The sequence below is a fragment of the Pantoea sp. IMH genome, assembly GCF_000599885.1.
Taxonomy (GTDB): domain Bacteria; phylum Pseudomonadota; class Gammaproteobacteria; order Enterobacterales; family Enterobacteriaceae; genus Erwinia.
This window is the reverse complement of the sequence record NZ_JFGT01000005.1, coordinates 284,858-303,187: the sequence shown is the minus strand read 5'-3', so window position 1 is coordinate 303,187 and position 18,330 is coordinate 284,858. Positions and strand designations below refer to the sequence as shown.

18 protein-coding genes are annotated in these 18,330 nt (G+C 53.9%); 12 read left to right on the top strand and 6 right to left on the bottom strand.

Annotation, left to right across the window (positions count from 1 at the left end):
• Positions 1-19: 19 nt before the first annotated feature.
• The 6 genes from rng to csrD form a co-directional block, all read right to left on the bottom strand.
• Positions 20-1,489, bottom strand: coding sequence for a ribonuclease G (gene rng / locus EA20_RS0109675; protein ID WP_024966630.1), 1,470 nt, complete (start codon positions 1,487-1,489; stop codon positions 20-22).
• Positions 1,479-2,072 carry a nucleoside triphosphate pyrophosphatase gene (locus EA20_RS0109670; protein ID WP_024966629.1) on the bottom strand — a complete coding sequence of 198 codons (594 nt, stop codon included), beginning with the start codon at positions 2,070-2,072 and terminating at the stop codon, positions 1,479-1,481. The genes rng and EA20_RS0109670 overlap by 11 nt, the downstream gene beginning before the upstream one ends.
• Before the next feature lie 8 nt (positions 2,073-2,080).
• Entirely contained in the window at positions 2,081-2,569 is a 489-nt protein-coding gene (mreD, locus tag EA20_RS0109665) for a rod shape-determining protein MreD (RefSeq protein ID WP_024966628.1), read from the bottom strand.
• Positions 2,566-3,594, bottom strand: a complete 1,029-nt coding sequence (mreC, locus tag EA20_RS0109660) for a rod shape-determining protein MreC (RefSeq protein WP_024966627.1) — start codon at positions 3,592-3,594, stop codon at positions 2,566-2,568. Before mreC ends, mreD begins: the two co-directional genes overlap by 4 nt.
• 64 nt (positions 3,595-3,658) lie before the next feature.
• On the bottom strand, positions 3,659-4,702 hold the full coding sequence (gene mreB / locus EA20_RS0109655) for a rod shape-determining protein MreB (RefSeq protein WP_003855260.1): 1,044 nt from the start codon (positions 4,700-4,702) through the stop codon (positions 3,659-3,661).
• Positions 4,703-5,019: 317 nt separating this feature from the next.
• Positions 5,020-6,969 carry an RNase E specificity factor CsrD gene (gene csrD / locus EA20_RS0109650; protein ID WP_024966626.1) on the bottom strand — a complete coding sequence of 650 codons (1,950 nt, stop codon included), beginning with the start codon at positions 6,967-6,969 and terminating at the stop codon, positions 5,020-5,022.
• A 225-nt stretch (positions 6,970-7,194) separates the two neighbouring features.
• On the opposite strand from csrD, the gene EA20_RS0109645 reads away from it, so the two are divergent.
• From EA20_RS0109645 to fis, 12 genes are all read left to right on the top strand, one after another.
• The gene (locus EA20_RS0109645) at positions 7,195-8,172 is read left to right on the top strand and encodes an oxidoreductase (RefSeq protein WP_024966625.1); all 978 of its coding nucleotides are present in this window, start codon (positions 7,195-7,197) and stop codon (positions 8,170-8,172) included.
• A gap of 135 nt (positions 8,173-8,307) precedes the next feature.
• Positions 8,308-9,312 (top strand): protein-methionine-sulfoxide reductase catalytic subunit MsrP, encoded by a 1,005-nt coding sequence (gene msrP / locus EA20_RS0109640; protein ID WP_024966624.1) that lies wholly within the window; start codon positions 8,308-8,310, stop codon positions 9,310-9,312.
• Positions 9,312-9,914 carry a protein-methionine-sulfoxide reductase heme-binding subunit MsrQ gene (msrQ, locus tag EA20_RS0109635; protein ID WP_024966623.1) on the top strand — a complete coding sequence of 201 codons (603 nt, stop codon included), beginning with the start codon at positions 9,312-9,314 and terminating at the stop codon, positions 9,912-9,914. The genes msrP and msrQ overlap by 1 nt, the downstream gene beginning before the upstream one ends.
• Before the next feature lie 238 nt (positions 9,915-10,152).
• Positions 10,153-10,605, top strand: coding sequence for a type II 3-dehydroquinate dehydratase (gene aroQ, locus EA20_RS0109630; protein WP_024966622.1), 453 nt, complete (start codon positions 10,153-10,155; stop codon positions 10,603-10,605).
• Positions 10,606-10,626: 21 nt separating this feature from the next.
• Positions 10,627-11,100 carry an acetyl-CoA carboxylase biotin carboxyl carrier protein gene (gene accB, locus EA20_RS0109625; protein ID WP_024966621.1) on the top strand — a complete coding sequence of 158 codons (474 nt, stop codon included), beginning with the start codon at positions 10,627-10,629 and terminating at the stop codon, positions 11,098-11,100.
• A gap of 12 nt (positions 11,101-11,112) precedes the next feature.
• Positions 11,113-12,462, top strand: a complete 1,350-nt coding sequence (gene accC / locus EA20_RS0109620; protein ID WP_024966620.1) for an acetyl-CoA carboxylase biotin carboxylase subunit — start codon at positions 11,113-11,115, stop codon at positions 12,460-12,462.
• A 74-nt stretch (positions 12,463-12,536) separates the two neighbouring features.
• Positions 12,537-12,779: a YhdT family protein gene (locus EA20_RS0109615; protein ID WP_024966619.1), complete on the top strand. Its 243-nt coding sequence runs from the start codon at positions 12,537-12,539 to the stop codon at positions 12,777-12,779.
• Positions 12,769-14,223 carry a sodium/pantothenate symporter gene (gene panF, locus EA20_RS0109610; protein ID WP_024966618.1) on the top strand — a complete coding sequence of 485 codons (1,455 nt, stop codon included), beginning with the start codon at positions 12,769-12,771 and terminating at the stop codon, positions 14,221-14,223. The genes EA20_RS0109615 and panF overlap by 11 nt, the downstream gene beginning before the upstream one ends.
• A gap of 11 nt (positions 14,224-14,234) precedes the next feature.
• A complete protein-coding gene (prmA, locus tag EA20_RS0109605; protein ID WP_024966617.1) occupies positions 14,235-15,116 on the top strand; it encodes a 50S ribosomal protein L11 methyltransferase in 882 nt (293 codons plus the stop codon).
• A gap of 122 nt (positions 15,117-15,238) precedes the next feature.
• Positions 15,239-15,976, top strand: a complete 738-nt coding sequence (locus EA20_RS0109600) for a carbonic anhydrase (protein ID WP_038381566.1) — start codon at positions 15,239-15,241, stop codon at positions 15,974-15,976.
• Positions 15,977-16,288: 312 nt separating this feature from the next.
• Positions 16,289-17,254, top strand: coding sequence for a tRNA dihydrouridine synthase DusB (dusB, locus tag EA20_RS0109595; RefSeq protein WP_024966615.1), 966 nt, complete (start codon positions 16,289-16,291; stop codon positions 17,252-17,254).
• 24 nt (positions 17,255-17,278) lie between these two features.
• Positions 17,279-17,575: a DNA-binding transcriptional regulator Fis gene (fis, locus tag EA20_RS0109590; protein WP_000462905.1), complete on the top strand. Its 297-nt coding sequence runs from the start codon at positions 17,279-17,281 to the stop codon at positions 17,573-17,575.
• Positions 17,576-18,330: the final 755 nt, after the last annotated feature.

The following is an 18,330-nucleotide window of genomic DNA, read 5'->3' as shown; positions in this document are numbered from 1 at the left end:
GCGGTGGTTGCGTGCCAAACTACATCATCACCACATCGAACTGCTCCTGAGTATAGAGCGGTTCAATTTGCACCTTCACCTGCTTACCGACAAATATTTCGACTTCGGCCAGAGCATGCGACTCATCGGTCTTCAGCGCTTCACCGACGGCAGGAGAGACATAAACCAGAAAGCGATCTGAGTCATAAGCGTGATGGACGCGGACGATTTCGCGCATAATTTCATAGCAGACAGTTTCCACCGTTTTCAGCGTTCCCCGGCCTTTACAGACCGGACAATCGTGGCAAAGCACATGCTCAATACTTTCCCGCGTTCGCTTACGCGTCATCTCAACCAGGCCAAGCTGAGAGAAGCCATTAATGTTGGTTTTCACGCGATCTTTGCTCAGCGCCTGATCCAGTGAATGCAGCACGCGGCGGCGGTGATCCTCATTATTCATATCGATAAAATCGATAATAATAATGCCGCCCAGATTACGTAACCGAAGCTGCCGGGCGATAGCCTGGGTCGCTTCAATATTGGTATTGAAGATGGTTTCGTCCAGGTTGCGATGCCCGACAAAGGCGCCCGTATTGATATCGATTGTGGTCATCGCCTCCGTCTGATCGATGATCAGGTAGCCGCCGGACTTCAGTTCTACCTTGCGATCGAGCGAACGCTGGATCTCATTTTCCACGTCGAAGAGATCAAATATAGGCTGCTTGCCGGTGTACAGCTCCAGCTTATCCGTCATTTCCGGAATATATTCAGCGGTGAATTCTAAAAGCTGTTCAAAGCTCTGGCGTGAGTCGATTCTGACCCGATCAAGCGATGCGCCGGCAAAATCACGCAGTATACGCTGCGACAGCGCTACTTCCCCGTAAAGACGACAGCGCGTCTGGTTACGCTTTTTACGCTCGATAACTTTCGTCCAGAGCCGTTTGAGGAAGGCCGCATCGGACGCCAGCTCCACCTCACCCACTCCTTCCGCAGCCGTGCGGATAATATAGCCGCCCAGTTCATCGCAATAAGATGAGACCACTTTCTTCAGGCGCTCACGCTCTGCTTCACTTTCTATACGCTGCGAAACGCCAACATGCGATGCGCCGGGCATAAATACCAGATAGCGCGACGGCAGAGTGATATCCGTCGTCAGGCGTGCGCCCTTGGTGCCCAGCGGATCTTTCACCACCTGCACCATCAGATCCTGCCCCTGACGGACCAGCTCTGAGATATCCCGGACGATAAAGTTTTTCTTTTCATCTCCGGCGACACACTCGGTGTGAGGCATGATATCTGAGGCGTGCAGGAATGCGGCTTTTTCCAGACCGATATCAACAAATGCGGCCTGCATTCCCGGCAGTACGCGGCTGACGCGGCCTTTGTAGATATTGCCCACAATTCCCCGCCGCGCTTCGCGCTCAATGTGGATCTCCTGGAGTATACCGCCGACGATATAGGCCACGCGCGTTTCCGAAGGAGTGATATTCACCAGCAGTTCAGCCGTCATGTTGATTTCTCACCTCACGCAGTGATTCGAAGTGGCTGAGCAGCTCAGCGGTTTCCACCAGCGGCAGACCGACCACGGCATGATAACTTCCATTGATTTTGCGGACAAAATTGCCGCCCAGGCCCTGAATACCGTAACCGCCCGCTTTGTCCATCGGTTCACCACTGGCAATATAAGCGGCAATATCCTCAGCGGTAAGCGTGCGAAATGTCACTTCGGTTATGGTCAGGCAGTCCAGCTGCTGATGGCGATCGGCCAGCGCAACGGCGGTCATTACCCGGTGGGTTTGTCCGGAAAGTTTCGCCAGCATCGCCGCTGCCGCCGCCTCGCTGGCGGGCTTTTCCAGCACTTCGTCATTTAGCACGACGATGGTATCGGCGCCCAGCACCGGTAAATCGCACTCCGCTACCGCCACGCCGGCCTGCGCTTTTTCGCGCGCAAGGCGCCGGACGTAGGCTTCCGCTTCTTCGTCAGGCTGCTTCTGTTCTTCAATCTGCGTGGATAAACGTTCGAAGTGCAGGCCAAGCTGCGTCAGCAGCTCGCGGCGGCGGGGAGAACCAGAGGCCAGATAAAGGGATACCATAATCATCCTTATTGTACGGCAAACTGGCGGCGTATTTTTCTCATCAGCAAGAAGAGCCAGGGCCAGAGAATACCGTCTATGACGCTACTCCAGAAAATTTCAGGACGGAATGAAACGTCAATCACTAAAAATTCTGCCCAGAACACAATAACGTCCATGGCCAGGGAGAGCACCATCACCATCAACGCCTGCTGCCAGAGCGCCAGATTGCGGAAAAGCTGGAATTTAAACGCCACCAGGTAAGCGATGATGCTAAGCGCGAGAGCACGGACGCCCAGCGTCGAGCCAGAAATCAGATCCATTATAGATCCCATTACAAAGCCCGTGCCGACATTCACGCGATGAGGTAACGCGAGCGTCCAGTAAATCAGTATCAGCAGCAGCCAGGAAGGCCGGAACATAAAGAGCTGCTCCGGCCAGGGCATAATTTGCAACACCAGGGCGACCAGAAATGAAAGCCAGATGACCCAACGTCCGTGGCTGCGATAGCTGCTCAAGGCTGACCTCCAGGCGGCGATGAGGCTGGTGCGTTTCGCTCTGCCGTACCGGCTGCCGGCGCACTTTCGCTGCCAGAGAGTGAGGCCGGTGCGGGCGGCCCCATCAGTTCGCTGGCGGCTGGCAGTACCTGCGGCATCATCTGCATCAGACGCTCATTGGCGACACGATGTACCTCGTTGGGGGCCATTGGCATTGAGCCATTCCGATCGGCGCCCCACAGCAGCAGCAGATAACGCAAGCGTTGCAGGCCTGCCGTAGGGCGAGCCTGAATAACTGTGTAGGCGCGCTGTGTATCCAGCTTGACGGAAGTGACAACGCCGACCGGATAGCCTTCTGGGAAACGACCGCCGAGGCCGGAGGTCACTAACACGTCGCCGGGGCGGATATCGGTATTGCCCGGCAGGTGTTCCAGCTGCAAATCTTCCGTGCAGCCGTTACCGGCGGCAATCACGCGGATATCATTTCGTAATACCTGGATGGGCAGCGCATGGGAGGAGTCACAAATCAGCATAACGCGGCTGGTGATTTTGCCAACCGCCACCACCTGACCCACCACGCCTTTATCGCTTATTACCGGCTGGCCTTCATACACGCCACTGAGGCTGCCTTTATCAATCACAACCTGCTCGGTATAAGGATCGGTACCGGTTGAAATCACCTGGGTCACCATTTTCTGCTCATCCTGACGCAGCGGCGAACCGAGCAACTCGCGCAGGCGCGCATTCTCCTGCTTGAACTGTCCCAGCATCAGCAGCTCGCTGTTTTTCAGCATCAGTTCCCGGTGGAGGGCGGTATTTTCCAGCGCAAGCTGCTGGCGGGAGGCCAACGTTTCAGAAACGCTGTCCAGAATTTGACGTGGCCCGTTGGCCAGAAAGTAGAATGGGCTGACCGCCGTATCCATATAGGTGCGAATTTTGGTAAAAGCGCCCATTCGGCTATCGGCAACGATGACGCCTATTGCCACTATAACCGCTAAAAACAAGCGTAACTGCAGGGAGGGCCCCCTGCTGAAGATTGGCTTCATAAACTCGGCGTTATCCTCGACATCATCAACAGGAGCGCAGCGTACCTGCGCTCCTTCGGGCAAATTATTCTTCGCTGAACAAATCGCCGCCGTGCATGTCGATCATTTCCAACGCTTTACCGCCGCCACGCGCCACGCAGGTCAGCGGATCTTCGGCGACCACAACCGGAATACCGGTTTCTTCCATCAGCAGGCGATCGAGGTTACGCAGCAGAGCGCCACCGCCGGTCAGAACCATACCGCGTTCGGAGATATCGGATGCCAGCTCTGGTGGACACTGCTCAAGCGCGACCATGACCGCGCTGACGATGCCGGTCAGCGGCTCCTGCAGCGCTTCCAGGATTTCATTGGAATTCAGGGTAAAGCCACGGGGAACGCCTTCCGCCAGGTTACGGCCGCGCACTTCAATCTCACGGACTTCATCGCCCGGATAGGCAGAGCCAATCTCATGCTTGATGCGTTCCGCCGTCGCTTCACCAATCAGTGAACCGTAGTTACGGCGCACATAATTAATGATGGCTTCATCGAAACGGTCACCGCCGATACGCACAGAGGAGGAGTAAACCACACCGTTCAGGGAGATCACCGCCACTTCCGTTGTTCCGCCGCCGATATCCACGACCATCGATCCTGTCGCTTCGGAAACGGGCAGGCCAGCGCCAATGGCGGCCGCCATCGGTTCCTCAATCAGGAACACTTCGCGAGCGCCAGCGCCCTGTGCTGATTCACGGATGGCGCGGCGTTCAACCTGCGTGGCGCCAACCGGCACGCAGACCAGCACACGCGGGCTGGGCCGCATAAAGCTGTTGCTGTGAACCTGTTTGATAAAATGCTGAAGCATTTTTTCGGTGACGAAGAAATCGGCAATCACGCCATCTTTCATCGGACGAATGGCCGCGATGTTACCTGGGGTTCGTCCCAGCATCTGCTTTGCATCATGACCCACGGCCGCTACGCTCTTTGGGGAGCCGGCACGATCCTGACGAATGGCGACTACAGAGGGCTCATTCAGAACGATGCCCTGTCCTTTTACGTAAATCAGGGTATTGGCAGTACCCAGGTCGATGGACAAGTCGTTGGAAAACATGCCACGAAATTTTTTAAACATACTAAAGGATAATCCTGCAAGCTGGGGGCGGAATTTAAAAATCCGCTTACTTTACCAACCACGCGAAGCAGCGACAAGGCGCAAAAACGTTCTACTTCGGTGAAAAAACACGCTATCTCACGCCTGTGTCCTTCATCCTGCCATCTTCGGTGGGCAGAAAGCCCGGTTTCAGGCTCTGCACCGTCATTTCAGGGCGGAAACGCGAAAATAACGCACATTAAATCTTACATTTTAAGGGGCCTCTTACGTAAAGAGGCGCCTCTGGCCGGCACCACAGCCGCGCGGCCATTCTACGTCAAATCCTGCTTAACGGCAGATTAAACTCGATATCTTTGTGAATATTTTTTCACGTTACTGCTTAGCGGTTCGGAGGGGGCAAAAAAATCGCCCTGACCGCCTTTCACGCCAAGTTCGGTCAGCGTTTGCCACTCGGCCCGCGTACGTACGCCAGCTGCAAAAATTCGCGTGGCGGTATTTTTGCAGCTCTCAAGCAGGCTTTGCACAAAAAGCTGATTTTCCGTGCGCCGATCGATATGGCGCACCAGTCCGGGATGAAGCTTTATCAACTCCACATCAAACTGCTTAATATAGGCTGCACTAACAACCGTTAACCCCGCCTCAATCACCGCAATCCGGCAGCCAAAACCCTGCATCAGACGAAAGGCGCTGCTTAAACGGCTGATGTGTTGACAGACATCTGCTTCTGCAAGTTCAAATAATATGTGTTTTCTTTGCAATTTAGTGCATTGCAGCAGCGTATCACGTAGCCAGAGCTGAAAGGGCCGGTGTAAAAGAGAATCAACGGTCAGAGGGATTGCCAGCGTTTCCTCCGGCCAGAGCGGCAACAGCGTGATGATACGGGTGACCAGTTGTCGATCGTAACTTTCGGCCATCCCCAACTGCTGGATTAACGGCATAAACTCCGCGGCCAGCAGCTCTTTGTTACCGTCAAAAATCCGCGGCATCATCTCGCGGTGATCCACGCGACCTTCGCTATTCACCGCCGGTTTTTGATAGAGACGAGGCCCGCCCCGACTAAGGGTGTTTTCAAGCAGCGTGCGCCACATAACGCTACCGCGCACAACATCCTGCTGAGGCACTTCCGCCACCGACCAGTTATTGCCGCCCTGAAGCGCAGCGTGCCGGGTAGCCCGCTCCACGCTCTCCATCACCTGCTGAGTGGTTTGCCCGCTCCGCCAGGCGCTGATACCGATGTGGATCATATCTTCCCGATCCAGCATCCGCGTGGGCGGCAGAGCATCAACGGCTTTGATCAGCTGGGAAGCGATGCTGTCGGCATCTTTCAGGCTACGATGAGGTAAAAGCACGGCAAAATCGCTGCGAAAATAACGCGCCAGTAACGCACCGGGGTAGCGCAGTACAAAGGTAGAAAGCAGATTCACCATCGCAAAAAGATACTCACGGGTCTGACCGTGGCCCCAGCTCTCTCTTAGCATGTCGAAATCAGGCAGGCGAATCATCATCACCATGCCGTGAGAGCTTCCCGCCTCCGTATCTTCCAGCATGGTCGTTAGCTGGTTGTCGAAAAACATCCTGTTGTTCAGCCCGGTTTTGGCGTCCTGTGCCGCGAAGGTGCGGATTAGCGTATCAATGCGGTTACGCTGCTCTCCCGCCTCACTGAGGTCTGCCAGCAGCAAATCAATGGCGCTGCTGACTTTGGGCGGCCATTCATGCACGGAGCCCTGCTTCACTCTGCCCCTTTCACCTTTTAATATCTCGCCAGCACGTTGTTCCAGACGCTCCATACCCTGCATTTGCCGGTAAAGCCAGCGATGGGTTAACAGCAATGCCAGCATCATGATCACCACGACGGAAACGATAACCACCAGGGTAAATACGCCGGTAAAAGAGCTGAGCCAGGTTTTGGTCGGATCCAGCGACAGAATTCGCAATTTGAATTGTGGATGGGTAGGCAGAGCCATCGTAATTTGTCGGTAACGGTTCGTTTTTTCGTCCACGACGGCTTTCTGATAATGCCGGATTTGAAAATGAACCTGCTCATCTTCAAGCAGTTCTGCCCGGGCGATTTGCAGCGGCCCCATCATCTGCCGAATCCAGGGGATCATCTGGCCGGGCGTTTGCGAAACCAGTGCCCTGTCCACCTCTTCAGACATCAGCCTGAGGCGGTCCTCGGTTTGTTCATTACTAAGATAAAAAAAACTCAGTCCGCATCCCACCAGCATAAGCAGCATAGCCAGTGCGCTGAGAAGCGTGATAATTGCAGAAAGTTTGGTGGTTAGTCGCATCCCTGTGCCCATTTTACCGCGTTGATGTAGCGCCTTTAACGTTCTCTGTCGTACTGTTAAACAGCACGTAAGTGGAAAAATGACCGGCTTTTTAAGGCCAGCGGTGGAAAATACCACATCCCGTTCCGCTTTTTTTTGCCTGATATCAGAATAGTGAGATTCGTCGGGCGTACAGTAGTTGCAGACTTTATTTCTTCTCTCAGACGCTTATTTCAGGAGATTCTTATGCAGGCACTTGTACTTGAACAGTCAGAAGGCAAAACCGTTGCCGTAGTGAAAACCCTTTCTCCGGAGGCGCTTCCGGCCGGTGAGGTGACAGTGGATATTGACTGGTCAGGCCTGAATTACAAAGATGCGCTCGCTATCACCGGCAAAGGGAAAATCATTCGTCAGTTTCCGATGGTGCCAGGCATCGATTTTGCTGGCAAGGTGCATCACAGCGAAGATCCCCGTTTTCATACCGGCCAGGCCGTGATACTTACCGGTTGGGGCGTGGGAGAAAATCACTGGGGCGGGCTGGCGGAACAGGCCAGAGTAAAAGGCGACTGGCTGGTCGCCATGCCTGAAGGGCTGGATGGCCGCAGAGCGATGATCATTGGCACGGCGGGACTGACGGCCATGCTTTGCGTGATGGCCCTTGAAGAAGGCGGCATTACGCCCGAAGAGGGCGAAATTATTGTTACGGGTGCCAGCGGCGGCGTGGGCAGTACGGCGGTGGCGTTGCTCAGCGCCCTGGGTTATCAGGTTGTTGCCGTTAGCGGACGGGAATCCACCCATGATTATCTGCGTCAGTTAGGCGCCAGGGCGATCCTTTCCCGCGAAGCGTTCAGCGCTGATGCCCGCCCGCTGGAAAAACAGCGCTGGGCTGGCGCCATTGATACCGTGGGCGATAAAGTGCTGGCCAACGTGCTGGCGCAGATGAACTATGCCGGCGTTGTGGCGGCTTGCGGGCTTGCAGGCGGCTTTACCCTTCCCACCACGGTAATGCCTTTTATTCTGCGCAATGTCCGTCTTCAGGGCGTAGATTCTGTCAATGCACCCACCGCCCGCCGCGTGGAAGCCTGGAAAAGGCTGGTGAAGACGTTACCTGCCGATTTTTACCAGCAGGCCACACGCGAAATTACGCTACAGGAAGCCCCTGCCGGTGCGATGAGGCTACTCAATAATGAGATAACCGGACGGACGCTGGTCAAAATCCGCTAACGCCACCCTCTCCCCTTTTCCATCCGGAAAAGGGGTTACCAGGAAATTTCACATTTTCCGCTATCTGCTCGCCGAATGCAGACTCTTTGTTCATGCTAAAAGCTGAAGAAAAATCCGCCTGTGGAGGCTTGCCCGATGAAACACGTCGATAAACTGACTGAAAATGATGTGACGCCTGAACACGTTTTTAATGCAAAGCGCCGCCAACTATTACAGACGTTAGGGATTGGGGCGGCGGCGCTCTCGCTCCCTGTCGCATCTCATGCCGACGTGCTTTCCTGGTTCAAGGGTAACGATCGCCCTAAAGCCCCTGCGGGTAAGCCGCTCGATTTCAGTAAGCCTGCGCAGTATCAGGTCGATCTGCCGCTGACGCCGGAAGATAAAGTCACCGGTTACAATAATTTTTATGAATTCGGCCTGGATAAAGCCGATCCGGCAGCTAACGCCGGTACGCTGCAGACCGCTGACTGGAAAATTGAGATTGGTGGCGAGGTAGCGAAACCGATCACGCTGAGCATGGATGATATCTATCGCCGTTTCCCGCTGGAGCAGCGCATTTACCGGATGCGTTGCGTGGAAGCCTGGTCGATGGTCGTTCCCTGGATTGGATTTGAACTGGGCAAACTTCTGAAGGCGGCGGAGCCCACCAGCAACGCCCGCTATGTTGCTTTCCAGACGCTCTATGCGCCTGAACAGATGCCAGGCCAGAAAGACCGGTTTATCGGTGGCGGTCTTGATTATCCCTATGTGGAAGGACTGCGACTGGATGAAGCGATGCACCCGCTGACGCTGCTGACGACTGGCGTTTATGGCAAGGCGCTACCGCCGCAGAATGGTGCGCCTATCCGCCTGACCGTGCCCTGGAAATATGGTTTTAAAAACATCAAATCGATCGTGAAAATTACGCTGATGAAGGATATGCCGCCAACGACCTGGAATCAGCTGGCTGCTGACGAATATGGCTTCTATGGCAATGTAAACCCGCACGTTGATCATCCCCGCTGGTCACAGGCTACAGAGCGTTTTATTGGCTCTGGCGGCATCCTTGACGTTAAACGTCAACCCACGCTGTTGTTTAATGGCTACGCCGATCGGGTCGCCTCGCTCTATCGCGGTCTCGACCTGAGGGAGAACTTCTGATGGGTCGTCTGTCAGCAAGGCAGATTACCGGCCTGAAAGTACTGCTCCATCTTGCCGGTTTTTTGCCCCTGCTCTGGCTGCTGCTGTCGGTAAATCAGGGCTGGTTCAGTGCCGACCCGGCCAAGGATATTCAGCATTTTACCGGCAGAATGGCGCTCAAGTTCCTGCTGGGTACGCTGCTGATTACGCCGGTGGCGCGCTACGGGAAACAGCCCCTGCTGATTCGGGTTCGCCGCCTGACCGGTCTCTGGTGTTTTGCCTGGGCTACGCTCCATCTTGTCAGTTATTCCGTCCTGGAGTTAGGCATCAATAATCTCAGCCTGCTGGGATCGGAACTGATCTCACGTCCTTATCTGACGCTGGGCATTATCAGCTGGATCATCCTGCTGGCGTTGGCCGTCACGTCGTTTCAGAAGGCGCAGCGTAAGCTGGGCAAGCGCTGGCAGACGCTGCATAACGCCATTTATCTGGTGGCCATACTGGCACCAGTGCATTACTTATGGTCGGTAAAGACGCTCTCGCCACAGCCGGTTTTATACGCGCTGGCTGCCGCGCTTCTGCTGGTGTGGCGCTATAAAAAATTCCGTCAGTGGTTGCGCTAAAGTGTTGCCAGATTGTGTGCTGTTTCGCATATCCAGCATTTAAATTGCGACAGGCTTCCGTACGTGATTGATTAACTTCGCTGATACGACCAGTATTTAGCTGCGAATTGCCCCGAAATGGTTATAATGCCCGACTTCAAACCTGCGCCCGGGCCAAAATTCACCGTGAAAGGTGACAAATGGCTTTTGCCCATGTATTTTGTGCGATGCCTTATTTATCGCAGGAGATAGCAGCAAGATGGCTGATAAGTTTCATATACTGCTCTTAAACGGTCCTAACCTGAACCTGCTGGGCACACGCGAGCCAGAGAAGTACGGTAAGACAACGTTAGCGGATATCGTCAGCACCCTGACATCGCAAGCTGACGAGCTGAACGTGAAACTGAGCCATCTTCAGTCTAATGCGGAGCATGTGCTTATTGACCGCATTCATGAGGCAAAAGGCAATGTGGATTATATCGTCATCAATCCGGCCGCTTTCACGCATACCAGCGTGGCAATTCGTGACGCCCTGCTTGCGGTAAGCATTCCGTTTATCGAAGTGCATCTGTCAAACGTGCATGCCCGCGAGCCGTTTCGTCATCACTCTTATCTTTCTGATATTGCTGCTGGCGTAATTTGTGGACTGGGCGACGACGGCTATACCTGGGCTTTACAGACGGCCGTAAAACGCCTGTCACAATCTAATTAACGAGAGTACGGAACCACATTTATGGATATTCGTAAGATTAAAAAACTGATCGAACTGGTTGAAGAATCAGGCATCGCTGAACTGGAAATTTCTGAAGGCGAAGAGTCAGTTCGCATCAGTCGTGCACCGGTCAATACCGGCTATCCGATGATGCAGCAGGCTTATGCCGCACCAATGATGCAGCAGCAGCCAGCACTGGCAGCCGCAGTAGCGCCAGCGTCGGCACCGGCGATGGATTCACCCGCCAGTGCTGAGATCAGTGGTCATATCGTACGTTCACCTATGGTCGGTACCTTCTACCGCACACCAAGCCCGGATGCGAAAGCGTTTGTGGAAGTGGGTCAAAAAGTTAACGCGGGTGATACCCTTTGCATCGTTGAAGCGATGAAAATGATGAACCAGATCGAAGCGGATAAATCCGGCGTAGTCAAAGCGATTCTGGTCGAAAGCGGCCAACCCGTTGAATTTGACGAGCCGCTGGTAGTCATCGAATAACGAGGGCGAACCATGCTGGATAAAATTGTAATAGCAAACCGCGGCGAAATTGCGCTGCGTATTCTGCGCGCCTGTAAAGAGCTGGGTATTAAAACCGTAGCCGTACACTCAAGCGCCGATCGCGATCTGAAACATGTGCTGCTGGCCGATGAGACCGTCTGTATTGGTCCTGCCCAGTCAGTTAAAAGTTATCTGAATATCCCCGCCCTGATCTCAGCGGCTGAGATCACTGGCGCGGTGGCCATTCACCCTGGCTATGGCTTCCTGTCCGAGAATGCGGATTTTGCCGAGCAGGTTGAACGTTCAGGCTTTATCTTCATCGGTCCGAAAGCGGAAACCATCCGTCTGATGGGGGATAAAGTTTCCGCCATTAACGCCATGAAAAAAACCGGCGTTCCAACCGTACCCGGCTCTGATGGCTCGCTGACAGATGACATGGAAAAGAACCGTGCCTTTGCCGAGCGTATCGGTTATCCGGTAATCATCAAAGCCTCCGGCGGCGGCGGCGGTCGCGGCATGCGCGTTGTGCGCAACGATAAGGATCTGGAACAATCCATTAATATGACCCGTGCGGAAGCGAAAGCCGCTTTCAATAACGATATGGTCTATATGGAAAAGTACCTCGAAAATCCACGCCACATCGAAATTCAGGTGCTGGCAGACGGTCAGGGCAACGCCATCTATCTGGCTGAGCGCGACTGTTCGATGCAGCGCCGTCATCAGAAAGTGGTGGAAGAAGCGCCAGCGCCAGGCATTACGTCTGAAATGCGTCATTTTATCGGCGAGCGCTGCGCTAAAGCCTGTATTGATATCGGCTATCGTGGTGCGGGCACCTTCGAGTTCCTGTTCGAAAACGGTGAGTTCTATTTTATCGAAATGAACACCCGTATCCAGGTTGAGCATCCGGTGACCGAGATGATTACCGGCGTGGATCTGATTAAAGAACAGCTGCGTATCGCTGCTGGTCAGCCGCTGTCAATCAAACAGGAAGATGTGGAAATTCGCGGTCATGCGGTTGAATGCCGTATCAACGCCGAAGATCCTAACACCTTCCTGCCAAGCCCTGGCAAAATCACCCGTTTCCATGCGCCTGGTGGTTTTGGCGTGCGCTGGGAGTCACATATTTACGCGGGTTACACCGTGCCGCCTTATTATGACTCCATGATCGGCAAGCTGATTACCTATGGTGAGACGCGTGACGTGGCTATCGCCCGTATGAGAAATGCGCTGGCTGAGCTGATCATCGATGGCATCAAGGTTAACGTTGAGCTTCAGATGAAGATCATGAATGACGAGAACTTCCAGCAGGGTGGCACCAACATCCACTATCTGGAGAAAAAGCTCGGCCTTCAGGAAACCTGATTTGCCTGATGTTTTGCCAAAAAGGCCGGTCTGACCGGCCTTTTTCTTTATGAATTTTGGGGCGAGGAATGGAGATGGACAAACGTTTTGTTCAGGCTCATCGTGAGGCGCGCTGGGCATTCTGGCTGGCAGTCGCCTATCTTAGCGCCTGGTCGCTGATGGCCTGGCTCTCTGACAATACCCAGGGCGTGACGGGCCTGCCTCACTGGTTTGAGATGGCCTGTTTGCTGGTGCCCGCGCTATTCATTTTTTTATGCTGGCTCATGATCCGGCTGGTATTTCGCGATATCCCGCTGGAGGACAAGCGTGAAACTTGAAATCATCCTGCCTCTGGCAGGCTATCTGCTGCTGGTGGCGGCCATCTCCGTTTACGCAATGCGCAAACGCCGGGCAGGTAATTTCCTCAGCGAATATTTCCTCGGCAGCCGCTCCATGGGCGGCTTTGTCCTCGCGATGACTCTGGCTACCACCTATATCAGCGCCAGCTCGTTTATCGGCGGGCCAGGCGCAGCCTATAAGTACGGACTGGGCTGGGTGCTGCTGGCGATGGTACAGGTGCCTGCCGTCTGGCTTTCGCTGGGCATTCTGGGCAAGAAATTCGCTATTCTGGCCAGACGCTATAACGCCGTCACGCTCAACGATATGCTCTACGCCCGCTATCGCAGCCCGCTGCTGGTCTGGTTTGCCAGCCTTAGTCTGTTGATTGCGTTTATCGGTGCCATGACCGTGCAGTTCATTGGCGGCGCGCGACTGCTGGAAACCGCCGCCAATATTCCTTATGAGACCGGACTGCTGATTTTCGGCGTGAGCATCGCCTTATATACCGCTTTTGGCGGTTTTCGCGCCAGCGTACTCAACGATGCGATGCAGGGTCTGGTTATGCTTATCGGCACCTTTCTACTGCTGTTTGCCATTATTCATGCCGCTGGCGGCATGCACAGCGCTGTCGACAAGCTTCAGCAGATCGATCCGCAGCTGGTCACGCCAGGCGGCGTGGATAACATCATTTCACCCACGTTTCTGGCCTCTTTCTCGATCCTTGTCTGCTTTGGCGTCATTGGCCTGCCGCACACGGCAGTACGTTGCATCTCTTATAAAGACAGCAAATCGGTGCATGGGGGAATGCTCATCGGGACGCTGGTGGTAACGCTGCTGACGTTAGGGATGCACCTCGCGGGCGCGCTGGGCCGGGCGGTGATCCCCGATATGACGATCCCTGATCGGGTAATCCCCACGCTGATGATCCAGGTGTTGCCTCCGCTCGCCGCCGGGATCTTTCTGGCCGCGCCGATGGCCGCTATCATGTCGACGATCAACGCTCAGCTATTGCAGTCTTCCGCCACGATCGTCAAGGATCTTTATTTGCGGGTACGTCCCCAGCAGATGCACAACGAGCCGCTGCTGAAGAGGATGTCCGGCATTATTACCCTGGTGCTGGGGCTGCTGCTGCTGCTGGCTGCCTGGCGGCCACCGGAGATGATAATCTGGCTTAACCTGCTGGCGTTTGGCGGACTGGAAGCCGTTTTCCTCTGGCCGCTGGTGCTGGGCCTTTACTGGGAGAAGGCCAATGCCGCTGGCGCACTGAGCAGCATGTTTACCGGCGCGGGCTGCTATACCTTACTGGCCAGCTTGTCCCTTCAGCCCTGGGGATACCATCCGATCGTACCGGCACTGACGCTCAGTTTGATCGCCTTTATTATCGGTAACCGTTTTGGCTCTTCCGCTGAACAATCAGCGTCAGCCTCCACCCTGTTTGATTAAAGAGAATTGCAATGCCCTGGATACAAATGAAGATCAATACCACTGGCGCTCAGGCTGAAGAACTGGGCGATGCGCTGATGGAGAACGGGGCTGTATCGGTCACGTTTCAGGATACCCATGACAATCCGGTTTTTGAACCGCTGCCCGGCGAAACGCGCCTGTGGGGAGATACCGATGTGATCGCCCTCTTTGATGCCGAAACGGATATGCATGAGGTGATTGCGGGTCTGGAACCGCATCCTCTTCTCGGCGCCGGCTTCCCGCATAAAATTGAGCAGATCGAAGATAAAGACTGGGAGCGCGAGTGGATGGACAATTTCCACCCGATGCGTTTCGGGCAGCGTCTCTGGATCTGCCCAAGCTGGCGCGATGTGCCGGAACCGGAAGCGGTCAACGTTATGCTCGATCCTGGCCTGGCGTTCGGCACCGGTACTCACCCCACCACCGCGCTCTGCCTGAGCTGGCTTGATGGCCTGGACCTGACGGGTAAAACCGTCATCGATTTCGGTTGCGGTTCCGGCATTCTGGCCATTGCCGCGCTGAAACTGGGCGCCGCCAGCGCTATTGGCATCGATATTGATCCTCAGGCTATTCAGGCCAGCCGCGCTAACGCCGAACGCAACGGCGTGTCTGAACGTCTGTCACTCTTTCTGCCCCATGAGCAGCCAGCGGATCTTAGCGCGGATGTGGTGGTCGCCAACATTCTGGCTGGCCCGCTGCGTGAGCTGGCGCCGCTCATCGGCGTCCTGCCTGTAACCGGCGGTCACCTGGGCTTATCGGGCGTGCTGGCAAGCCAGGCCGCCAGCGTGTGTGAAGCCTACGAGGAGAAGTTTGCTCTTGACCCTGTGGCTGAGAAAGAAGAGTGGTGTCGGATCACCGGCATTCGCCGCTGATTGTCTCAGCGCCAGGGAAGGAGTAGATGATTTTTCGGCATGATATCATTACTATTAGCAGGCCTATAAACAGGGTACCGGCTTCCATCCGGAAGCCCGGTAAATTCAGGACATAAAGGATTATGAGAATCAAGAAATTAGGCCTGCTGCTCGTTGCTGTCACAACGCTGCCCGCCTGGGCGGCTCCTGATATCCACTGGAGTTATGAAGGTGACAATGCGCCTGAGCACTGGGGAGCAATTGCACCAGAGTTCCAAACCTGTAGTAAGGGTCAGTATCAGTCCCCGATAGATATTAACCGGGTGATTGACGGGAAATTACCTGAGCTCAAATTCAACTTTCATACCGACACCAAAACCATTGTTAACAATGGGCATACCATTCAGGTGACGGTAAAAGATACCGATGATTTCGAGCTGGATAACGATACTTTCGTTCTCAAACAGTTTCATTTTCATGCGCCGAGTGAAAACCATCTTTTTGGCAAAGCTTTTCCGATGGAAGCCCATTTCGTCCATGCTAATAAAGAGGGGGAACTGGCGGTCGTGGCCGTTATGTTTGAGCTGGGTGAAGAGAATAAAGCGCTGACCCCGATACTTGCCTCTTTGCCTGCCCGCCTGGACCGCGTGGAAGACATGAAGCAGAGCGTGGATATGACGGCACTATTTCCCGTCAGTAAGCACTACTATCGGTTCAGCGGTTCGCTAACAACGCCGCCCTGCACCGAAGGGGTTCGCTGGCTGATTATGAAGCATCCTGCGACGCTCTCCGCCACTCAGCTGTCAACGCTTCAGCACGCGTTAAAACATGCCAATAATCGTCCTGTGCAGCCGCTGAATGGGCGCATTATCGTTGACTAGTCTGATTGAGCGGAAAATAAGCGACAGAATGCGCCTGCCGGCAGTAAACCTGGCGGCACTTATCGCGTTTTCTGCATAAAGTTCCATTCTTTATAGGGCGAAATCGGTCACAAAAAAAGAAAAAAACCTGTGCACGATTTCGCCTTTTTATTGCAACACCATGTATTACATAGACATTTATTCAACACTGCCCGTACTTTAGCTTAGCTACCGCTTTGCAGACAGAAGTTGTTCAAAGTTTGTCCTTTCATCTTGCTAAAAAAATGCGTAATATACGCCGCCTTGCGGACACACTATGGTCACTTTTTTTTCATGCGCATAGGAAACCACCAGCTTCGCAATCGACTGATTGCAGCACCCATGGCCGGAATTACCGACAGGCCTTTCCGGACGCTTTGTTATGCAATGGGCGCTGGTATGACCGTATCCGAGATGCTGTCGTCTAACCCTGAAGTCTGGGCTACCGACAAATCCCGGCTGCGTATGGTACATAGCGACGAGCCTGGTATCCGTACCGTGCAAATCGCAGGCTGTGACCCTGAGGAGATGGCCGCTGCCGCGCGCATTAATGCAGCATCTGGCGCGCAGGTCATCGATATCAACATGGGATGCCCTGCCAAAAAAGTGAATCGTAAGCTGGCGGGTTCTGCCCTGCTGCAATATCCGACGCTGGTGAGTTCAATACTTTCTGCGGTGGTCAATGCGGTGGATGTGCCCGTCACGCTGAAAATTCGCACCGGCTGGGATGCGGATAACCGCAACTGTGTAGAAATTGCCCAATTGGCTGAGCGCTGTGGCATTCAGGCCCTGACCATTCACGGACGCACCCGCGCGTGCTTGTTCAACGGCGACGCTGAATACGACAGCATTCGGACAGTTAAGCAGAATGTCTCTATTCCCGTTATCGCGAATGGAGACATTACTGACCCGCATAAGGCCAGAGCCGTACTTGACTATACGGGGGCTGATGCCCTGATGATAGGACGTGCGGCTCAGGGAAGACCGTGGATCTTCCGGGAAATCCAGCATTATCTGGACACTGGGGAGCTGCTGGCACCGATGCCACTGGCTGAGGTTAAGCGCTTGCTCATCGGGCACCTACGGGAACTGCACGACTTTTATGGTCACCGCAAGGGATACCGTATTGCCCGGAAGCACGTCTCCTGGTATCTCCAGGAGCATGCCCCAAACGACCAGTTTCGGCGCACATTCAACGCCATTGAGGATGCCAGCGAACAGCTGGAGGCGTTGGAGGCATACTTCGAAAAACTTGCATAATAGAAATAAAGAGCTGACAGAACTATGTTCGAACAACGCGTAAATTCTGACGTACTGACCGTTTCAACCGTTAACTCCCAGGATCAGGTGACTCAAAAGCCCCTGCGTGACTCGGTCAAACAGGCACTGAAGAACTATTTTGCTCAACTGAATGGTCAGGATGTTAATGACCTGTATGAGCTGGTTTTGGCTGAAGTAGAACAGCCACTGTTGGACATGGTGATGCAATATACCCGTGGCAACCAGACCCGTGCAGCCCTGATGATGGGTATCAACCGCGGTACGCTGCGTAAGAAACTGAAAAAATACGGCATGAACTGATTTTCAGTGATTGTCTGAATAAAGGCGTCTTCTCCAGCGGATAAGGCGCCTTTTTCTTATCCTCAGTCCCCAATACCGGTTAGCCAGATTGTCCCCCTCACTCCCTACGCTTATTCTCTCCTTATAAATTCGGCTTTTAAACGGCGTAACAGCGCTGCGCTTCTGAAAGGATGGATGCACGGTGATGCTCTGTCTGACAGTAAGTTCATGACTACACCGCATTTCCTCTTTTTAACTTGAGTGCTGCTTTCCGCTTCCTGCCAATTACCAGTCAGGTGCCACAAGCATTTGTAAACTTAATACATGTTATTAAAATTACAGTAACTTATTGTTAAGTAAGACCTTAAATTGATTGTTATCAGGTTTGGCTGCACCGTCCGGCGGCATAATTCACGCTGTACCGAATGATGCTTTGCATCCCCTCTGCAGATTTACGGATTCCCATCTTCAGAGGGTTTTTTTTATTACCGGCTATCAGCTGTTGTTTTTATCATCCTTACTGGTTAACGCCTCAGAAAGAGTGAAAGGGCTTTTTGATATGAAACAGCGGTCCCTTCTCCTGACGTGCAGGGGTGAACAATAAATGTACAAAAAATGTAAATCATCTATTGGTGTCAGGTATTTAGATATACAATACGGCATTAACCTGTAACAGCATTAACTAAGCTTCTGATATTTATGCCTGCACCCGATGCCGGCACGATGAAATGAAGCGCGTTCATCTGCCAGCCTCTTTTCGCCGTCCCGAACATGAC